General features: G+C 69.4%; 19 protein-coding genes. 12 read left to right on the top strand and 7 right to left on the bottom strand.

Annotated features, from left to right (window positions below; all coding sequences use genetic code 11):
- The first annotated feature begins 344 nt into the window (after positions 1–344).
- The 9 genes from BIU98_RS06050 (at position 345) to BIU98_RS20035 (ending at position 9,735) form a co-directional block, all read left to right on the top strand.
- A complete protein-coding gene (locus BIU98_RS06050) occupies positions 345–1,685 on the top strand; it encodes an enolase C-terminal domain-like protein (RefSeq protein ID WP_071273256.1) in 1,341 nt (446 codons plus the stop codon).
- Between the two features lie 145 nt (positions 1,686–1,830).
- On the top strand, positions 1,831–3,066 hold the full coding sequence (locus BIU98_RS06045) for a sugar ABC transporter substrate-binding protein (protein ID WP_254787804.1): 1,236 nt from the start codon (positions 1,831–1,833) through the stop codon (positions 3,064–3,066).
- A gap of 109 nt (positions 3,067–3,175) precedes the next feature.
- Positions 3,176–4,156 (top strand): carbohydrate ABC transporter permease, encoded by a 981-nt coding sequence (locus BIU98_RS06040; RefSeq protein WP_083393018.1) that lies wholly within the window; start codon positions 3,176–3,178, stop codon positions 4,154–4,156.
- Positions 4,149–5,057 (top strand): carbohydrate ABC transporter permease, encoded by a 909-nt coding sequence (locus BIU98_RS06035; RefSeq protein WP_071273250.1) that lies wholly within the window; start codon positions 4,149–4,151, stop codon positions 5,055–5,057. The genes BIU98_RS06040 and BIU98_RS06035 overlap by 8 nt, the downstream gene beginning before the upstream one ends.
- Before the next feature lie 99 nt (positions 5,058–5,156).
- The gene (locus BIU98_RS06030; protein WP_071273247.1) at positions 5,157–6,488 is read left to right on the top strand and encodes an alpha-L-fucosidase; all 1,332 of its coding nucleotides are present in this window, start codon (positions 5,157–5,159) and stop codon (positions 6,486–6,488) included.
- Positions 6,485–6,808, top strand: coding sequence for an L-rhamnose mutarotase (locus BIU98_RS06025; protein WP_071273244.1), 324 nt, complete (start codon positions 6,485–6,487; stop codon positions 6,806–6,808). The genes BIU98_RS06030 and BIU98_RS06025 overlap by 4 nt, the downstream gene beginning before the upstream one ends.
- On the top strand, positions 6,805–7,755 hold the full coding sequence (locus BIU98_RS06020) for an aldo/keto reductase (RefSeq protein WP_071273241.1): 951 nt from the start codon (positions 6,805–6,807) through the stop codon (positions 7,753–7,755). The genes BIU98_RS06025 and BIU98_RS06020 overlap by 4 nt, the downstream gene beginning before the upstream one ends.
- 258 nt (positions 7,756–8,013) lie before the next feature.
- Positions 8,014–9,420 carry a hypothetical protein gene (locus tag BIU98_RS06015; RefSeq protein WP_139200587.1) on the top strand — a complete coding sequence of 469 codons (1,407 nt, stop codon included), beginning with the start codon at positions 8,014–8,016 and terminating at the stop codon, positions 9,418–9,420.
- An 87-nt stretch (positions 9,421–9,507) separates the two neighbouring features.
- Positions 9,508–9,735: a hypothetical protein gene (locus BIU98_RS20035; RefSeq protein ID WP_368073038.1), complete on the top strand. Its 228-nt coding sequence runs from the start codon at positions 9,508–9,510 to the stop codon at positions 9,733–9,735.
- Here the strand turns inward: BIU98_RS20035 and BIU98_RS06010 are convergent.
- The 3 genes from BIU98_RS06010 to BIU98_RS19310 all read right to left on the bottom strand — a co-directional run bounded on the left by BIU98_RS06010 (position 9,709) and on the right by BIU98_RS19310 (position 10,975).
- The gene (locus tag BIU98_RS06010) at positions 9,709–10,272 is read right to left on the bottom strand and encodes a hypothetical protein (protein ID WP_071273235.1); all 564 of its coding nucleotides are present in this window, start codon (positions 10,270–10,272) and stop codon (positions 9,709–9,711) included. The genes BIU98_RS20035 and BIU98_RS06010 overlap by 27 nt on opposite strands.
- Positions 10,273–10,421: 149 nt before the next feature.
- Positions 10,422–10,766, bottom strand: coding sequence for a hypothetical protein (locus tag BIU98_RS06005; protein WP_071273232.1), 345 nt, complete (start codon positions 10,764–10,766; stop codon positions 10,422–10,424).
- Positions 10,767–10,807: 41 nt separating this feature from the next.
- Positions 10,808–10,975, bottom strand: a complete 168-nt coding sequence (locus BIU98_RS19310) for a hypothetical protein (protein WP_175481300.1) — start codon at positions 10,973–10,975, stop codon at positions 10,808–10,810.
- A gap of 133 nt (positions 10,976–11,108) precedes the next feature.
- Here BIU98_RS19310 and BIU98_RS06000 point away from each other — a divergent pair, with 133 nt between their 5' ends.
- From BIU98_RS06000 to BIU98_RS05990, 3 genes are all read left to right on the top strand, one after another.
- The gene (locus BIU98_RS06000) at positions 11,109–11,618 is read left to right on the top strand and encodes a hypothetical protein (protein ID WP_139200586.1); all 510 of its coding nucleotides are present in this window, start codon (positions 11,109–11,111) and stop codon (positions 11,616–11,618) included.
- A gap of 94 nt (positions 11,619–11,712) precedes the next feature.
- Positions 11,713–11,949 (top strand): hypothetical protein, encoded by a 237-nt coding sequence (locus BIU98_RS05995; RefSeq protein WP_071273226.1) that lies wholly within the window; start codon positions 11,713–11,715, stop codon positions 11,947–11,949.
- Between the two features lie 88 nt (positions 11,950–12,037).
- Positions 12,038–12,535: a hypothetical protein gene (locus BIU98_RS05990; RefSeq protein ID WP_139200585.1), complete on the top strand. Its 498-nt coding sequence runs from the start codon at positions 12,038–12,040 to the stop codon at positions 12,533–12,535.
- 37 nt (positions 12,536–12,572) lie between these two features.
- Here the strand turns inward: BIU98_RS05990 and BIU98_RS05985 are convergent, their stop codons facing one another.
- The 4 genes from BIU98_RS05985 to BIU98_RS05970 form a co-directional block, all read right to left on the bottom strand.
- A complete protein-coding gene (locus tag BIU98_RS05985) occupies positions 12,573–12,848 on the bottom strand; it encodes a GlsB/YeaQ/YmgE family stress response membrane protein (RefSeq protein WP_071273536.1) in 276 nt (91 codons plus the stop codon).
- Between the two features lie 162 nt (positions 12,849–13,010).
- Positions 13,011–13,688: a FadR/GntR family transcriptional regulator gene (locus BIU98_RS05980; protein ID WP_071273220.1), complete on the bottom strand. Its 678-nt coding sequence runs from the start codon at positions 13,686–13,688 to the stop codon at positions 13,011–13,013.
- 85 nt (positions 13,689–13,773) lie between these two features.
- Positions 13,774–14,610: an SDR family NAD(P)-dependent oxidoreductase gene (locus BIU98_RS05975; protein WP_083393017.1), complete on the bottom strand. Its 837-nt coding sequence runs from the start codon at positions 14,608–14,610 to the stop codon at positions 13,774–13,776.
- Positions 14,610–15,473 carry a fumarylacetoacetate hydrolase family protein gene (locus BIU98_RS05970; RefSeq protein ID WP_071273217.1) on the bottom strand — a complete coding sequence of 288 codons (864 nt, stop codon included), beginning with the start codon at positions 15,471–15,473 and terminating at the stop codon, positions 14,610–14,612. Before BIU98_RS05970 ends, BIU98_RS05975 begins: the two co-directional genes overlap by 1 nt.
- Positions 15,474–15,505 lie beyond the last annotated feature (32 nt).

Below are 15,505 nucleotides of genomic sequence, written 5' to 3'. Positions count from 1 at the left end.
AGCGGTCACGACACCCCGCCCGCCGATCGCCGACCGGTCACTCGTCGTCGGTTCGGCGCCGCCCGGGCGACGATTCGTGGCCGCTCGGCGGACGTGAGCGGGGAGTCGTGACCGGTGGCGGCGTCGGCGAGCGCTCGCGCCCTGGTGAGGTCGCACTTCGTGTCGGGTCGCGCACCGCGGAGGCGACACGAAGTGCGACGTCACCGGCCGCGGCAGCGACATTGGTCGGACGCTTGGCGCGCCTGCAACGCCAAGACGCGACCAAATACCCTCTTGACGCGGCAGACATCGGATGTTTTGATTGCCCCGTTCGGTCGACGGTGACCGGACAGGCAGGAGCAACGATGAGCCGCATCACCGGTCTGCGCGTCCGCGACATCCGGTTCCCCACCTCGCGGGAACACGACGGGTCCGACGCGATGAACCCGGCCCCGGACTACTCCGCGGCGTACGTCGAGATCACGACGGACGCCCTCGACGGCCACTCGGGCTCGGCGTTCGTGTTCACGATCGGCCGCGGCAACGAGGTGCAGGAGGCCGCGATCGCCGCACTCCGCGGGCATGTCGTCGGCCGGGACGCCGAGGCGCTCCTCGCGGACATGGGCGGGACGTGGCGGGGCATGGTGCACGACAGCCAGCTCCGGTGGCTCGGCCCGGAGAAGGGCGTCATGCACATGGCGATCGGGGCCGTCGTGAACGCGCTCTGGGACCTCCGTGCCAAGCGCGCCGGGCAGCCCCTCTGGGCACTGCTCGCCGACCTCAGCCCCGAGGAGCTCGTCGAGCTCGTCGACTTCCGCTACCTCACCGACGCGATCACCCCGGCCGAGGCGCTCGAGCTGTTCCGCGCCGCCGAACCGCACCGCGCCGAACGCCGCCAGCGCCTGGAGCAGGAGGGCTACCCGGCCTACACGACCACGCCCGGCTGGCTCGGCTACGACGACGACAAGCTCGCCCGCCTCTGCCGCGAGGCCGTCGAGGACGGCTTCACCCAGATCAAGCTCAAGGTCGGCGGGGACGTCGACGAGGACGTCCGTCGCATGCGCATCGCCCGGGACGTCGTCGGCCCGGACATCAGGATCGCCATCGACGCGAACCAGCGCTGGGACGTCGACGAGGCCGTCGCCTGGGTGGGGGAGCTCGAGCAGTTCGACATCGCCTGGGTGGAGGAGCCGACGAGCCCGGACGACGTCCTCGCGCACGCCGAGATCGCCCGGCGCATCGCCCCGATCCCGGTCGCGACGGGGGAGCACATGGCCAACCGGGTGATCGCCAAGCAGCTCATCCAGGCGAAGGCGATGTCGGTCCTCCAGATCGACGCCACCCGCGTCGCTGGGGTGAACGAGAACATCGCGATCCTGCTGCTCGCTGCGAAGCACGGCGTCCGGGTCTGCCCGCACGCCGGCGGTGTCGGCCTGTGCGAGGCGGTGCAGCACCTGTCGATGTTCGACGCCGTGGCCCTGACGGGCTCGGTCGACGACCGGTCGATCGAGTTCGTCGACCACCTGCACGAGCACTTCGTGACCCCGGTCGACGTGCACGGCGGCCGCTACTGGGCGCCGACCGCTCCCGGCGCCGGCACCGAGATGCTCGCCGACTCCCTGGACATGTACACGTACCCCGACGGCCCGATCTGGTCGGCCGAGGGCGCCTCTGACCCGATGCGGGACGCGATCCGCATCGCCTGACCGGCCCGATCCACCCAGAAGGACCCGGTCAGCCACACCGACCGCCCGACCAGACGACACCACAGCACCACCACGCACACCTCGACCACCACGCACCATCACGCACCACCCCTCACCCGATCACCACGACGAAGTGGAGACACCGATGCAACGACGATTCATCGCGGGACTCGCGGCAGCAGCTGCGGCGACCCTCGTGCTCACGGGCTGTTCCTCCGGGAGCAGCGCGAGTGACGGCCAGTCGAAGGACGCCCTGACCTGGGCGATGTGGATCGGCGGGAAGGAGGACAAGGCCGCCTGGCAGAAGGTCGCCGACACCGTCGGGTCGAAGGACGACGTCGACGTCACGATCCAGGGCTCGCCGTTCAACGACTACTGGACGAAGCTCCGCACCCAGCTCTCGACGGGCACGGCGCCGTGCATCGTCAGCATCCAGTCCCTCCGCGCCGCGAACTACACCGACGTCCTCCTGCCGATCGACCAGATGGCGAAGCAGGCCGACCTCGACCTGTCCGAGTACGACCAGACCGGGCTCGAGGGCATGAAGGTCGACGGCAAGCTCTACGGGCTGCCGTACGACACCGGCCCCATGCTCGTCTTCTACAACAAGGACCTGCTCGCGAAGGCCGGGGTCGCCGAGCCGGAGCCCGGCTGGACGACGGACGAGTTCGAGGCCGACGCGAAGAAGCTCAAGGCCGCCGGCACCACCGCGTACGGCACGAGCATCGCCGACATCCCGCTCGAGTCGCAGATCCTCGGCTACAACGGCGGCCGGGTCATCGGCGAGGACGGCACGCTCGACGCCACGGACGCGAAGTTCGCCGACGGCCTCGACTGGCTCGCCGGCCTGGTCAAGAAGGGGTACGCCACGCAGGCGTCCTCGGACAGCTCGGCCGACGGCAACGCGTTCGTCAGCGGCGACGTCGCGATGTACAGCGACGGACCGTGGTCGCTCATCAGCCAGAAGGCCAAGGTCAAGTTCGACCTCGGCGTCACGACGGTCCCGTCCGGCACGTCCGGCGCCTCGTCCTACGCCGCCGGGTCCGGGTTCGGCATCTCGAAGCAGTGCAAGTACCCGGAGCAGGCCTTCAGGGCCATCGAGACGATGACGAGCGAGGACGTTCTCACCTCGCTCGCAGAGCAGGGCCGCGCCTTCCCGGCACGGACCGCCGCGCAGCAGACCTGGTACGACAACGCCGGGATCGACGGGGCCGAGGACACCCTCAAGGCGGCGCTGGAGAAGGCCACCCCGCTGCCGGGCAACAAGCAGAGCGACCAGCTGAACCAGCTGTTCACGCAGTACGCCATCCAGGCGATCAACGGGCAGACGAGCGGCAAGGACACCATGTCCTCGATCGCGAGCCAGCTCGGCTCGCAGTGACCGGCGTCACCCCGTGACGGACTGGAGGCTCGGGTCGACCCCGCCCCGAGCTTCCAGGTGCGTCACCAGACCAGGACCAGGACCGCGCGAACGACGAGGAGGTCGTCGCATGACCACCATCCAGGACCCCGACACCGGAACGGCGGTGCCCGCCGCCGCAACCGCGGTCGCCGCGGGCACGACGACCCGTCGCCGCCGAGGCGGCGGCGACCAGGCAGGCGAGGTGGGTCGACGCTCCTGGTGGGGCGCCGTCTTCGCCGGACCGCACTCCATCGGGCTCGTCGTCTTCACGGCGTTCCCGATCATCGCCTCGCTCGTCGTCAGCTTCATGAACTGGCCGATGCTCGGCGAGCGCACGTTCGCCGGCTTCGCCAACTACCAGCAGCTGTTCTCCGACCCCGTCTTCCGCACCGTCACGCTCAACACCGTCGTCTTCGTCGTGCTGTACGTGCCGCTCAACCTGGTCGTGTCGCTCGGCCTCGCCGCCTGGCTGACGCCGAAGATCAAGCACCGCCACGTCTTCCGGGTGCTGTTCTTCATCCCGACCGTCACCCCGATCGTCGCGAACGTCGTCGTCTGGCGGATGCTCTACCAGCCCGGCGGCGCGATCGACGCGACCCTGCAGTCGACGGTCGGTGTGCACGCGCCGAACTTCCTCGCCGACGACCAGTGGGCGATGCTCGCGGTCGTCGCGATGAGCGTCTGGCAGGGGTTCGGCTACAACATGCTGATCTTCTCGGCGGCACTCGACTCGGTGCCGGAGAACCAGCTCGAGGCCGCCGAGCTCGACGGCGCCAACGCCTGGCAGATGTTCTGGCAGATCAAGTTCAAGCTCATCTCCCCGTCGATCTTCTTCGCCACGATGATGACCCTCATCACCTCGTTCCAGGTCTTCGTGCAGCCGTTCGTGCTGACGAAGGGCGGACCGGGGACGGCGACCGAGACCCTCGTGCAGTACATCTACAACACGGGCTTCCAGACGCAGCAGCTCGGCCTCGCCTCGGCGGGCGCCTGGGTGCTGTTCGTGATCATCCTCGGCATCACGGCCATCCAGTTCCTCGGACAGAAGCGGTGGGTGCACTATGAGTGAGCTGACCAGGACCCGGCCCGCGACCTCCGCGAACCGGACCGTCAACCCGCGGGCACTGCCCCGGCGCACGCACCAGCCCGGACGCGTCCGGCACGCCGTCGGCTACGTGCTGCTCTGCCTCGTCGCGCTGCTGTTCATCGCACCGCTCATCTACATGGTGTCGACGAGCCTGAAGCCCGCGTCGGAGACCTTCACGACCCCGCCGACGCTGTGGGGGTCGTCGATCGAGTGGTCGAACTACGTGCAGGCGTTCACCTACCTGCCGTTCGCCCGGTTCATCCTCAACGGGGTGTTCGTCGCCGCGGTCGGCACGTTCATCAACGTCGCCGTGGCGGCACTGTCCGGGTACGCGTTCTCGCGGCTCCGCTGGCGCGGCCGGAACGGCGTGTTCGTGCTGTTCCTCGCGACGCTGATGATCCCGCAGGACGTCCTCGTCATCCCGATGTACGTGATGATGCAGGGCTTCGGGTGGGTCGACACGTTCCAGGCGCTCATCATCCCGTGGGCGTTCACCGCCCTCGGCGCGTTCCTGGTCCGGCAGTTCTTCCTCACCGTCCCCCAGGAGCTCGACGACGCCGCCCGCGTGGACGGGGCCGGCGCCGTCCGGACCTTCTTCTCCGTGATGCTCCCGCTCGCCCGACCGACGCTGGCCGTGCTCGCGGTGTTCTCGTTCATCTCCTACTGGAACTCGTTCCTCTGGCCGCTCGTCATCGTGAACGACGTCGAAGCCCGCGGCACCATCCCGCTCGGCCTGCAGCAGTTCTTCGGGCAGCAGGGGAGCGAGTGGAACCTCGTCATGGCCGCGTCGGTGATCTCGATGCTGCCGACCGTCATCCTGCTCGTCCTGCTGCAGAAGCACCTCGTCAAGGGCATCGTCACCTCCGGTCTCGGCGGCCGCTGACCGGCGGGTCGCGCCCCGCGCGCGACCCGGCCGTCCCGACCACCGCAGCCGACCCCGTCACCGCACGCCGGGCCTCCCGGCCGAAAGGAAACCGCGCACATGACCATCACCGCACCCGCCCAGCCCCAGACGGCCACCGACGCCACCGGGCTGCCCGCCTGGTTCACCCACGACCGCTTCGGGATGTTCATCCACTGGGGCCTGTACGCGCTCCCCGCCCGCCACGAGTGGATCAAGAACCGCGAGTACATCACCGAGGACGCCTACCAGAAGTACTTCGACCACTTCGACCCCGACCTGTTCGACGCTGCCGACTGGGCACGTCGAGCACGCGAGGCCGGCATGAAGTACGTCGTGCTCACCACGAAGCACCACGAGGGCTTCTGCCTGTGGGACACCGCGCTCACCGACTACAAGTCCACGAACACCCGGTTCGGGCGCGACATCGTCCGCGAGTTCGTCGACGCCGTCCGTGCCGAGGGGCTCAAGGTCGGCTTCTACCACTCGCTCATCGACTGGCACCACCCGGACTTCACCATCGACGGACACCACCCGCGACGGAACGACGGCGACGCCGAGATCGCCCGGCTCAACGAGGGCCGCGACATGGCCCGCTACCGGGAGTACCTGCACGGCCAGGTGGAGGAGCTGCTGACGGACTACGGGCAGATCGACTACCTGTTCTACGACTTCTCCTACCGCGAGGACGACCACCACGACGTCTGGGGTGGCAAGGGCCGCGACGACTGGGGGAGCGAGGAGCTCCTCGCGCTCACCCGTCGCCTGCAGCCGGGCATCATCGTCAACGACCGCCTCGACATCCCCGGCGACATCGTCACGCCCGAGCAGTACCAGCCGGACAAGCCGATGGAGCTCGACGGCGTCCAGGTGCCGTGGGAGGCCTGCCAGACGCTCAACGGCTCGTGGGGCTACGACCGCGACAACATGAACGTGAAGAGCGTCGACCTGCTCGTGCGCATGCTCGCCGACGGGGTGTCGAACAACGGCAACATGCTCCTGAACATCGGCCCGACCGGCCGCGGGGAGTTCGACGGGGTGTCCCGCGCGACGCTCGACGGCATGGGCACCTGGATGCACCAGCACGGCCGCTCCGTGTACGGCGCCGGCCCGTCCTCGTTCGTCGCGCCGCCGAACACCGTCTACACGCAGCGCGGCAACCGGCTGTACCTGCACCTGTTCGCGTGGCCGTTCGAGCACGTGCACCTCGCCGGGCTCGCCGGCAAGGTCGAGTACGCGCAGCTGCTCAACGACGCGTCGGAGATCGCCTTCCGCTCCATCGACCCGTCCGTCCGCGCCATCACCACCGGGCTCGGCGGCCAGCCCGCGGGCACCCTCACCCTGACGCTGCCGATCCAGCGCCCGGACGTCGCCCTGCCGGTGGTGGAGCTGTTCCTCGAGGACGACGCGTGACCCAGCGGGTCCTCTCGCGCACACGACTGCGGGCGGGACAGGAGGCAGCGTACGAACAGCTGCACGTCGCGATCCCGCCCGCGCTCGTGGAGCGACTCCGAGCCGCCGGGGTGACGAACTGGAGCATCTGGCGTGACGGCCAGGACCTGGTCCACCTCATCGAGGTCGACGACCACCGTGCCATGCGGCGGTCCCTCGCCGAGGACCCGGTGAACGTCGCCTGGCAGGAGCTCGTCAACCCGCTGCTCGAGGCGGACGACGACTACTCCGGCGACGACGACGGCATCCCGCTCGTGTGGGCGCTGGACGGCCAAGCGTGAGCCAGGTCGAGTTCGACCTCGGCCCGTTCTGGCTCGGCGCCGCCGGCATCGGGAACCTGTTGCACGAGGTCACCGACGACGACGCCCGCGCCACCGTCGACGCCGCATGGGACGCCGGGGTGCGCGGCTTCGACACAGCGCCCCACTACGGTCTCGGGCTGTCGGAACGGAGGCTCGGGGCGGCCCTCGCAGACCGGCCGCGGTCCTCCTTCACCCTGTCGACCAAGGTCGGGCGCCTGCTGGTCCCGGGGCCGGGTGACGGCACCGACGACGAGGGGTTCGCCGTGCCGAACGACCTGGTGCGGCAGTGGGACCCGTCCGCCGCCGGCATCCGACGCTCGCTCGACGAGTCCCTCGGTCGCCTCGGGTTGGACCACGTCGACGTGGCCTACCTCCACGACCCCGACGTGTACGACCTGACGGCCGGGCTGACCCAGGGGCTGCCGGCGCTCGCCGCACTCCGCGACGAGGGTGTCGTCCGGGCGGTCGGGGTCGGCTCGAACTCGGTCGACGCCCTCTGCGCCGCGATCGAGACCGGGCTCTGCGACGTCGTCATGCTCGCCGGCCGGTACACGCTGCTCGAACAACCCGCCGCCGCGCTGGTCGAGCGGTGCGCTGAGCTCGGCGTGGACGTCGTCGCCGTCGGGGTGTACAACTCCGGGCTGCTCAGCTGCCCCGTGCCGGCGGACGACGCCACCTACGACTACGCCGCAGCGCCGCCGGAGCTCGTCGAGCGGGCACGGGCGCTCGCCGCGGTCTGCGAACGCCACGGTGTCACCCTGCCGGAGGCTGCGCTCGCGTTCCCGCGGCAGGCTGCGGCGGTGCGGACGGTCGCTGTGGGTGCGCAGTCGGCGGAGCAGGTGCGGGAGAACGCTGCGCGCGCTGCGGTCGAGGTCCCCGGGGCGCTGTGGGATGAGCTGCGCGCGGGCGGCTTGCTCGAAGTCTGACGTCGCACGATCGGACGTCGGGAACTGGATTGCGCTGATTCCCGCACGACCCGCCGAGTGGGGGCAGGGCCGCCGAGGCGCTGACGGCTGGGGGCCGATACTGTTCCTTGAGGATCTCACGGCTACCGTGATCGCCATGCGGTCCCAGGAGGAGGAACCGTGCGGAGAAGAGCACTGGTCGGGTTCATCGCCGCGACCGCGATCATCGGAGCCTTGTTCGGAGCGGAACCCGCTCTCGCTGACACTGACGCTGACAACGTGATCGTGACGATCGCGAACGCGAGGGACAACAGCCAGGGCAACTACCCGCAGTTTCATCAGGACGGCGGTGCGTACCTCAGCTCGGACTCGTCGACTCGGCACCTCTTCGTCGTCTTCGACGGCGGGTTCCTCGAGATCAGCGCCGCGCTGAACGAGGACCTCCACATCGGCGCGTACCCCGCGGAACCTGGCGGCGGCCAGGGGTCGCAGAACGAAGAGTTCCGAATCAGCTTCGGATCTGGCGTCGCGACCCAACAGGGATTCGAGATCCGGGACCTCGCGGCCGACGCGAGCGGCAAGGTCACCCGGTTCGACATCGTGTTCGAGGGTGTCCCGTACTTCGGCGAGGTACGGATGGGTGAACCCGAGGCTCCGGTCCGGCTCACGGCCACGGACCTGGTGTGGCCGCAGACCCCGGTGAAGAGTCAGCGGATATGGGTTGTGCAGTCATTGCGCAACACCACTGCTTCGCCGGCCGTCGTCGGGAAGGCCATCGTCAAGGGCGCCGCCGCCACCGATTGGGCCATCAGGGAGGACACATGCAGCACGACGACGGTGCCCGCTGGTGGTGCCTGCACCTTGCAGGTCGGGTTCTCACCGAAGGCCGCCGGCGTCCGGGCCGCGGTGTTGCGAGTACCTGTCAGTGGACAGACGGCATCGATGGCGATGACCGGGACCGCACCCGCAGGCATCACGCGTTTCTCGTCGTGGGGTGATGACGTCATCCACGGCGGCAAGCGGTTCACCGACACAGAGAGTGACGGTCGGACGAAGTTCTTCGACGGGTGGAACGGCGGCGGCTACTACGACTTCTCGGGCGTGAGCGCCTACGGCGGCCCTGATTCACTCCACGACTGGTTGTTGTCGATCCCAGGTGATCATCGGATCACGAACGGGCGTCACACCTTCACGGGCTACGGCGACTCGAACTCGTGGGGCAGCCTGCTCGCGACCGACGGCCACGCCTGTGGCAGCGACAAGGGCGTGATGACGGTGAAGAACGCAGGTCTCGCCGCAGATGGCGAAGTCGAGCACATGCGAATCGACATGTCGTTCGATTGCGGTGTGCTCGGGAAGTACGGCGCTGAGTTCCTGTGGCGCTACCGGAACGACGTGACTGCTCCGAAGGGTCCGCGATCACTCACGCTCAGCTCCACGACGACCGGCAGGACCGTGACCTGGGGCACGTCAGCGAGCAAGGACGCAGCCAGCACCATCGTCCGCCTCGTACCAGGGGACGGTTCATCCGCTCAGCCGACCTCTGGGTACGCGCTGGGGTCCGGGAGCGCCGGGAGCGCCGCGCTGCCGCCCCTCCCCGCTGGGCAGCGGTTCACAGTCATGGCCTGGTCCGTCGACACGACGGGCAACCTCAGTGGTTCCCTCCGTCGCGCCCTGACGACCTGACGACGTCGCGTTCGGCGACGTCGCCGCGCCGCGGGGGAGCGCTCGCTCGACGAGTCCCTCGTCCGCCTCGGAGTCGACCACGTCGATGTGGCCTACTTCCACGACCCCGACGTCTACGACCTGGCGGCCGGGCTGACCCAGGGGCTGCCGGCGCTCGCCGCACTCCGCGACGAGGGCGTCGTCCGGCGGAGCAGGTGCGGGAGAACGCTGCCCGCGCTGCCGTCTCGGTGCCCGGGGCGCTGTGGGACGAGCTGCGCGAAGCGGGGTTGCTGTCGGCGTGAAACAGCGTCAGTCGCGTGCCGGTCCAGACGATGACGTCGATCGCCGCTTCACGACGAGTGTGCCGATGCCCTGCACGATGAGGAACACCGCGGACGCAGCGAGCAAGACCGTCGTGACGAGCGAGCCAGCGGAGGGGCCGGCAGCGACGAGTCTGCCGATGCCGAGTGCGAGGAAGATGCCACCCATCACGATGACGACCACCGGGTTCTGGGCGACGAAGAACCGACGCCCGCCGTTCGCGTCGGCGATGGCCTGAGACCGCGCCTTCGCGACAGCGTCCGGGGCGCGTCCCGCCTGACGGTCCGCTGCTCGACGGCGTGCGCGGACGGTGAACCAGACAGCGGCGCCGACCACCACGGCTGCCGCGTAGGCGAACGGGTCAGCGAGGTTCAGCAGACCCGCGAGGAACAGCACGACGAAGCCGGACACCACGCCCGCGACCGCAGCGGTCGTCCACGTGTCGGTCCGGCCGTCCGCGCCGGTGACGTACCCGGGGCGACGTGCGTACGGGTCGTGCTGCTGTCGGTCGGCGTCCTGGTCGGGGACGCTTGAAGGTGAGCGATCTTCCACGCACGCAAAGCTAGTCGCACGCCCCTCTGCGCTGCTGGAACGTCACGAGGAGCTCCTGCACAGCCGGTCCCGGTCAGGAGGTCGATGTCACCTCGGCGGTTGGCTACCTCGCTGAGAAGAGGGCTCACCGTCGTGAGACCCCTCCCCGGTCAGGGCTGTGTTCGTGGCTGGCGAAGCTCACCCCATGCGAATGAGGTCTCCGCGATGAAGTCCTGGAGGTCGCTCTGTACAGCTTCAACGAGTTCTTCAGGGCTGCCGTCGAGATCCAGTGAGGCCGAGCCACCCTCCTCATCGAGCACTTCCCAACGAACCCACGTCATCGTGCTCCCGACGACGTCATCATCGCCGAGCGGCTCCTTGTCGCCGAGCCACTGCTCGCCGACGCGCTGTTCGAGGTGGTAGCTCAGCGTCGCTCGTTCGTGGTCGTGCAGCATCGCGTCGAACATCGGCTCGAGGAGTTTCTTCAGGTCGGCCACAGTCACGGAGTCATCCACGTCGAGACCGTACCGTCAGGTACCCCGACGACCCAGGCCGTCTAGCGGTGGCGCTGGCGCAGGAGGAGTGCGACGAAGACGACGAGCACGACGACGACCACGATCCCGGCGATGAGCAGCGGCGGGAGCAGACCCGCCGAGAGACTGACAGTGTCGTCGCAGTCGGTCGTGGCCGTCGCGCACGATGTGGCGGCTCCGATGACACTCATGGTCGGCAGTCAACCAGAGGAGCGCCAGACACGGCACCGGCATCGCCCTGTCGGGCACCCACCGGCAGGCCTCGAACCGACGCCAGAACGGGAGGGCGCGGAACGGACCCGCGTGCGCAACACTTGGTCCGACATGACCACTGCACCGACGCGTACCCGCCGCCGCTCATGGGTCGCTTTCATCGGACTGGCTCTCGTGCCCGTGGTCTCGATCACCGGCTGCTCTCACCAGCTGAAGCCGATCGACGACGACGAGGTCTCATCCGGGTGGATGCGCGCCGTCCAGGATCGATGGAGCGACCAGCCGGGTGAACTCGGCAGCGGCGGCGGTTCCAACGACGCTTCGAGTCGCTTGTCACTCGGCGGTGCAGACAGTGGGGAACGGGCCCACATCCGTGTGTCTGTCGCGTGCCAGGGGAACGGGACGATCCCCATGGCGGTCTGGAGTGGGCGCTTCGTCAACGGATCCGAAACCGGCAGGAAGCTCGCGGCCCGCTCGGTTCAGTGCGGTCACGACGAAGACCTCTATGTCGTGACGTCGAGCAGTTGGATCACCATCGGACCAACGTCGGGGGACTCGAGCGTCACCTGGTATGCGGCCGCCTACAGCGACCTGGTGGCGAAGGCACAGGAGGAGAAGTGAAACGCTCGGCTGCGATCGGGACGCAGGTGATGGGTCTGATCTGCTCGTCGGGCTTCCTGGTGTTCGCGACGCTGTTCCTCTGGAGCTTCAAGCGGTGAACCCGGTGTGGGGGCTGCTCGCAGTCGGCCTGCTGTTCGCGTTCCTCGGGCTGGCGCTCGCGGCTGAGCCAGGGGAAGGGCGCGATTTCATGTCCCGAGCACACCGGCAGGTCTTCGGGGAGGGCGTCAGGAACCGCTTCGACGACCTACCCGACGTCGTGTTCCGGGCGCTGGGCGTGCTCTTCATGTTCGGCGGCGCGCTGATGTCGATCGCCTCGCTCGGGTTCCTCTGAAGCGGACGGGCAGCATGACGGCCACGATCGCGGATCGTCATCCCCGCGACGGAGGTGGCAGCACCACGACCTCCGCTAGCGTCGGCCCATGCGACAGCGGGTGGGCGTGAACGTGGCGGGTGTGGCCGTGGTGGCGGTGTACTCGGGGCTGATGGCGTTGCAGGCGCTCGTGCTCGATCCGTTGGCCGCGGTCCCCGGGCGCTCGCTGGCTGCGATCCTCGGGCACCTCGAGCGTCAGGGCTTCGATGTCGCGGCTGACGTCTGGACCGTGCTCGTCACCGCGGCCGTCGGGGTCGTCCTCGCCGTGGGCGTCGCCGTGTGGGGCATCGTCGACCGGCTCGACCCCGTCATCTCGGCGGTGCTGTTCCTCGCGCTGCTGGCGTTCGGAGCTCCGGTGACGTTCGGAACCGGCTTCGCGCTCGGGATGGACGTGGCCGACGGCTTCGGGACGAGCGGGGCAGCGCACACGATCTGGGCGGGCGTGCTCTACGGGACGAGCCTGCTGGCGCTCATCGGCATCCCGGTCGTGGGCGGTGCGACGTGGCTGCGCCGGAACGGCCGACGGGGGCGTGCCGTGGTCGTCTGACCACTGCACACCCCCGTCGGGCTCTGATCTGGTGCGATCAGCGGCGCGAGCCCTTGCCCGCGAAGCGGGTGTAGAGGAACAGCACGATGATCGCGCCGATGATCGAGCCGATGATGCCGGCCGGCTGGAAGAAGCCGTCCATCGGGTCGTGCTGGAAGATCAGGAACCCGAGGAACCCGCCGACGAAGGAACCGACGATGCCGAGGACGATCGTCATGAGGATCGACAGGTTCTGCTTGCCGGGGATGATCAGGCGCGCGAGCGCACCGGCGATCAGTCCGACGATGATCAAGCTGATGATGAGACCGAGCACGGTGTCCTCCTGGTGGAACGAACGAATCGGCACTGACGGGTTCGTCAGTGCCGAGGTCAACCCCAGAGTCAACACGGCGGACCACATCCACGCCGGTTTTCGCGTCTTCTGGCTGTTTGGCCCCGGCGAGCGTCAGTTGAGCGGGCGTCAGCCGGGCGTCCGTCAGTCGAGCGACCGTCGGAGCCAGCGCTCCACGCCCTCCACGTGCGACACGACGAGCGCCTGCACGAGCTGCGGGTCCCGCCGCCGCATCGCGTCGACGATCGCGGCGTGCTCGTCGAGCGTGCGCTGCACCGACCCGTTCTGCGTGAGGCCGCGCCACACCCGCACGCGGACCGTCTTGCTCGACAGCGCGTCGAGGAGCCCCGACAGGTACTGGTTGCCGCCGATGCCGGCGATGGTCGAGTGGAAGTGCAGGTCGTGGGCGACGAGGTCCTCGACTCCGGTGGTGTCGTCGACGGCCTCCATGAGCGTGGCCAGCTCGTCGATCTGCTGCTCGGAGGCTCGGGCCGTCGCGAGCACGGCGGACGCGGGTTCGAGGATGCGCCGGACCTCGAGCAGGTCCACGAGCGACCGGTCGTGGTGCATGTCGACGACGAAGGACACGGCCTCGAGCAGCACGGACGGCTCGAGCGACGTGACGTAGGTGCCGTCACCGCGACGGACGTCGAGCACACGGATGAGCTCGAGGGCCTTCACCGCTTCGCGCAGGCTGTTCCGCGACAGCCCGAGGGACTCGCTCAGCTCCTTCTCCGGCGGCAGGCGCTGCCCGGGCAGGAGCTCGCCGGTGACGATCATCTGCTGGATGCGCGCGATCGCGTCGTCGGTCAGCGACGCCATGGGGTGCTCTCTTCCTGAGCCAGCTGGGACGGAACGCTCCGACGATACCGGCACCGAGCCTCCCGTCCGGTGCCGGACCCGGCCATCAGGCGGGCCGGAGCCGGAGTGCCTGCATGCCGCCGTCGACCGCCAGGTCGACGCCCGTCGTGGACCGGGCGAGGGGGCTGGTGAGGTAGGCGACGGCCTCGGCGACCTCCTCCGGGGCGACGAGTCGTCCGTGCGGCTGGCGCGCTTCGAGTGCCGAGCGTTCCGCCGCCGGGTCGTCGGCGCTGGAGAGCAGGCGTGCGACCCAGGGAGTGTCGGCGGTGCCGGGGTTGACCGCGTTGACGCGGATGCCCTCACGGATGTGATCGGCGGCCATCGCCCGGGTGAGTGCGGCGATCGCACCCTTCGTCGCGGAGTAGAGCGCCCGCTGGGGCAGCCCGGCGGTGGCCGCGATGGAGCAGGTGTTGACGATGCTCGCGGCGTCGGAGCGGCGGAGGTGGGGGAGCGCTGCGCGGGAGAGCCGGACGGCGCCGAGGACGTTGACCTCGTACACACGGCGCCACTCGTCGTCGGGGTTGTCCTCGACGGTGCCCTGCGCGCCGATGCCCGCGTTGTTGACGAGGACGTCGAGCCCGCCGAGGGCCTCGACGGCGGTGGCGACCGCTGCGCGGACGGAGTCGTCGTCGCCGACGTCACAGGTGACGGCGATGGTGCCGTCCGGCACGCCGGCCGTCTGCAGGTCGAGGACGGCGACGGTCGCGCCGCGGGCCTGCAGGGCGGCCGTGATGGCCGCTCCGATGCCGGAGGCACCACCGGTGACGACGGCTCGGAGGTCCGTGTGCGTCCGCAGGTCGGCCGGCGTCGTCGGGGTGGCTGGGTTGGTCGGGGTGGCTGGTTCAGTCGGGACGGCCGGCTCGGCCGGCGTTGCGTCGGTCATCAGGCTGCTCCGACCGTCTGGCGCTGCGAGCCGAGGCCCTCGGCGGTGAGCTCGACCACGTCGCCGGGTTGCAGGTACGGCGCGTTGCCGGCGAGTGCGACGCCCGCCGGGGTCCCGGTGCTGATCACGTCGCCCGGGTAGAGGACCATGAACTGCGAGAGGTAGCGCACCACTTCGGCCGGTCGGAAGATCATGTCCGCGGTCGTGCCGTCCTGGCGCACCTCGCCGTTGACGGTCAGGCGGAGTCGGAGCGCGGTCGGGTCGAGTCCGGCGTCGGCGAGGGACTCCGGCGTCACGAGCCATGGGCCGAGCGGGTTGAACGTCTCGCAGGACTTCCCCTTGTCCCAGGTGCCGCCGCGTTCGAGCTGGAACTCCCGCTCGGAGACGTCGTTGGCGATGGCGTACCCGGCGATGTGGGTGGCGGCGTCGTCCTCGGACTCGCAGTAGCGGGCGGTGGTGCCGATCACGACGGCGAGCTCGATCTCCCAGTCGGTCTTCGTGCTCCCGCGGGGGATGAGGACCTCGTCGTCGGGGCCGATCACCGTCATCGGGTCCTTCATGAAGACGATCGGCTCGGTGGGGATCTCCGCGCCGGTCTCGGCAGCGTGGTCGCGGTAGTTCAGGCCGATGCAGACGACCTTGCCGGGGCGGGCGACCGGGGCGCCGCGGCGGAGCCCCTCGGCGTCCTCGACCAGGCGCAGGTCGCCGGCGTCGCGGGCATGGCGGACACGGCCGACTGGGTCGGACGCCAGGAACGCACCGCTGACGTCGGTCGTGATGGGCCGGAGGTCGTACACCTGGCCGTCGTGGTCGATGGCCACCGGGATCTCCTGATCGACCGGGCCGAGTCGTGCGAACTGCATCGTTCCTCGCTCTCCTGCTGCACCGCTGCAGC

The organism is Curtobacterium sp. MMLR14_010, assembly GCF_001865015.1.
In the GTDB taxonomy this organism is placed as follows: Bacteria; Actinomycetota; Actinomycetes; order Actinomycetales; family Microbacteriaceae; genus Curtobacterium.
The sequence above is the reverse complement of the archived record's forward strand: the minus strand, read 5'-3'. Positions and strand labels throughout refer to the sequence as shown.

Coding starts and splice junctions, on each gene's coding strand:
- BIU98_RS06050 (WP_071273256.1), top strand. CDS start 345: ATGAGCCGCATCACCGGTCTGCGCGTCCGCGACATCCGGTTCCCCACC.
- BIU98_RS06045 (WP_254787804.1), top strand. CDS start 1,831: ATGCAACGACGATTCATCGCGGGACTCGCGGCAGCAGCTGCGGCGACC.
- BIU98_RS06040 (WP_083393018.1), top strand. CDS start 3,176: ATGACCACCATCCAGGACCCCGACACCGGAACGGCGGTGCCCGCCGCC.
- BIU98_RS06035 (WP_071273250.1), top strand. CDS start 4,149: ATGAGTGAGCTGACCAGGACCCGGCCCGCGACCTCCGCGAACCGGACC.
- BIU98_RS06030 (WP_071273247.1), top strand. CDS start 5,157: ATGACCATCACCGCACCCGCCCAGCCCCAGACGGCCACCGACGCCACC.
- BIU98_RS19310 (WP_175481300.1), bottom strand. CDS start 10,975: ATGAGTGTCATCGGAGCCGCCACATCGTGCGCGACGGCCACGACCGAC.
- BIU98_RS06000 (WP_139200586.1), top strand. CDS start 11,109: ATGACCACTGCACCGACGCGTACCCGCCGCCGCTCATGGGTCGCTTTC.
- BIU98_RS05990 (WP_139200585.1), top strand. CDS start 12,038: ATGCGACAGCGGGTGGGCGTGAACGTGGCGGGTGTGGCCGTGGTGGCG.
- BIU98_RS05980 (WP_071273220.1), bottom strand. CDS start 13,688: ATGGCGTCGCTGACCGACGACGCGATCGCGCGCATCCAGCAGATGATC.
- BIU98_RS05975 (WP_083393017.1), bottom strand. CDS start 14,610: ATGACCGACGCAACGCCGGCCGAGCCGGCCGTCCCGACTGAACCAGCC.
- BIU98_RS05970 (WP_071273217.1), bottom strand. CDS start 15,473: ATGCAGTTCGCACGACTCGGCCCGGTCGATCAGGAGATCCCGGTGGCC.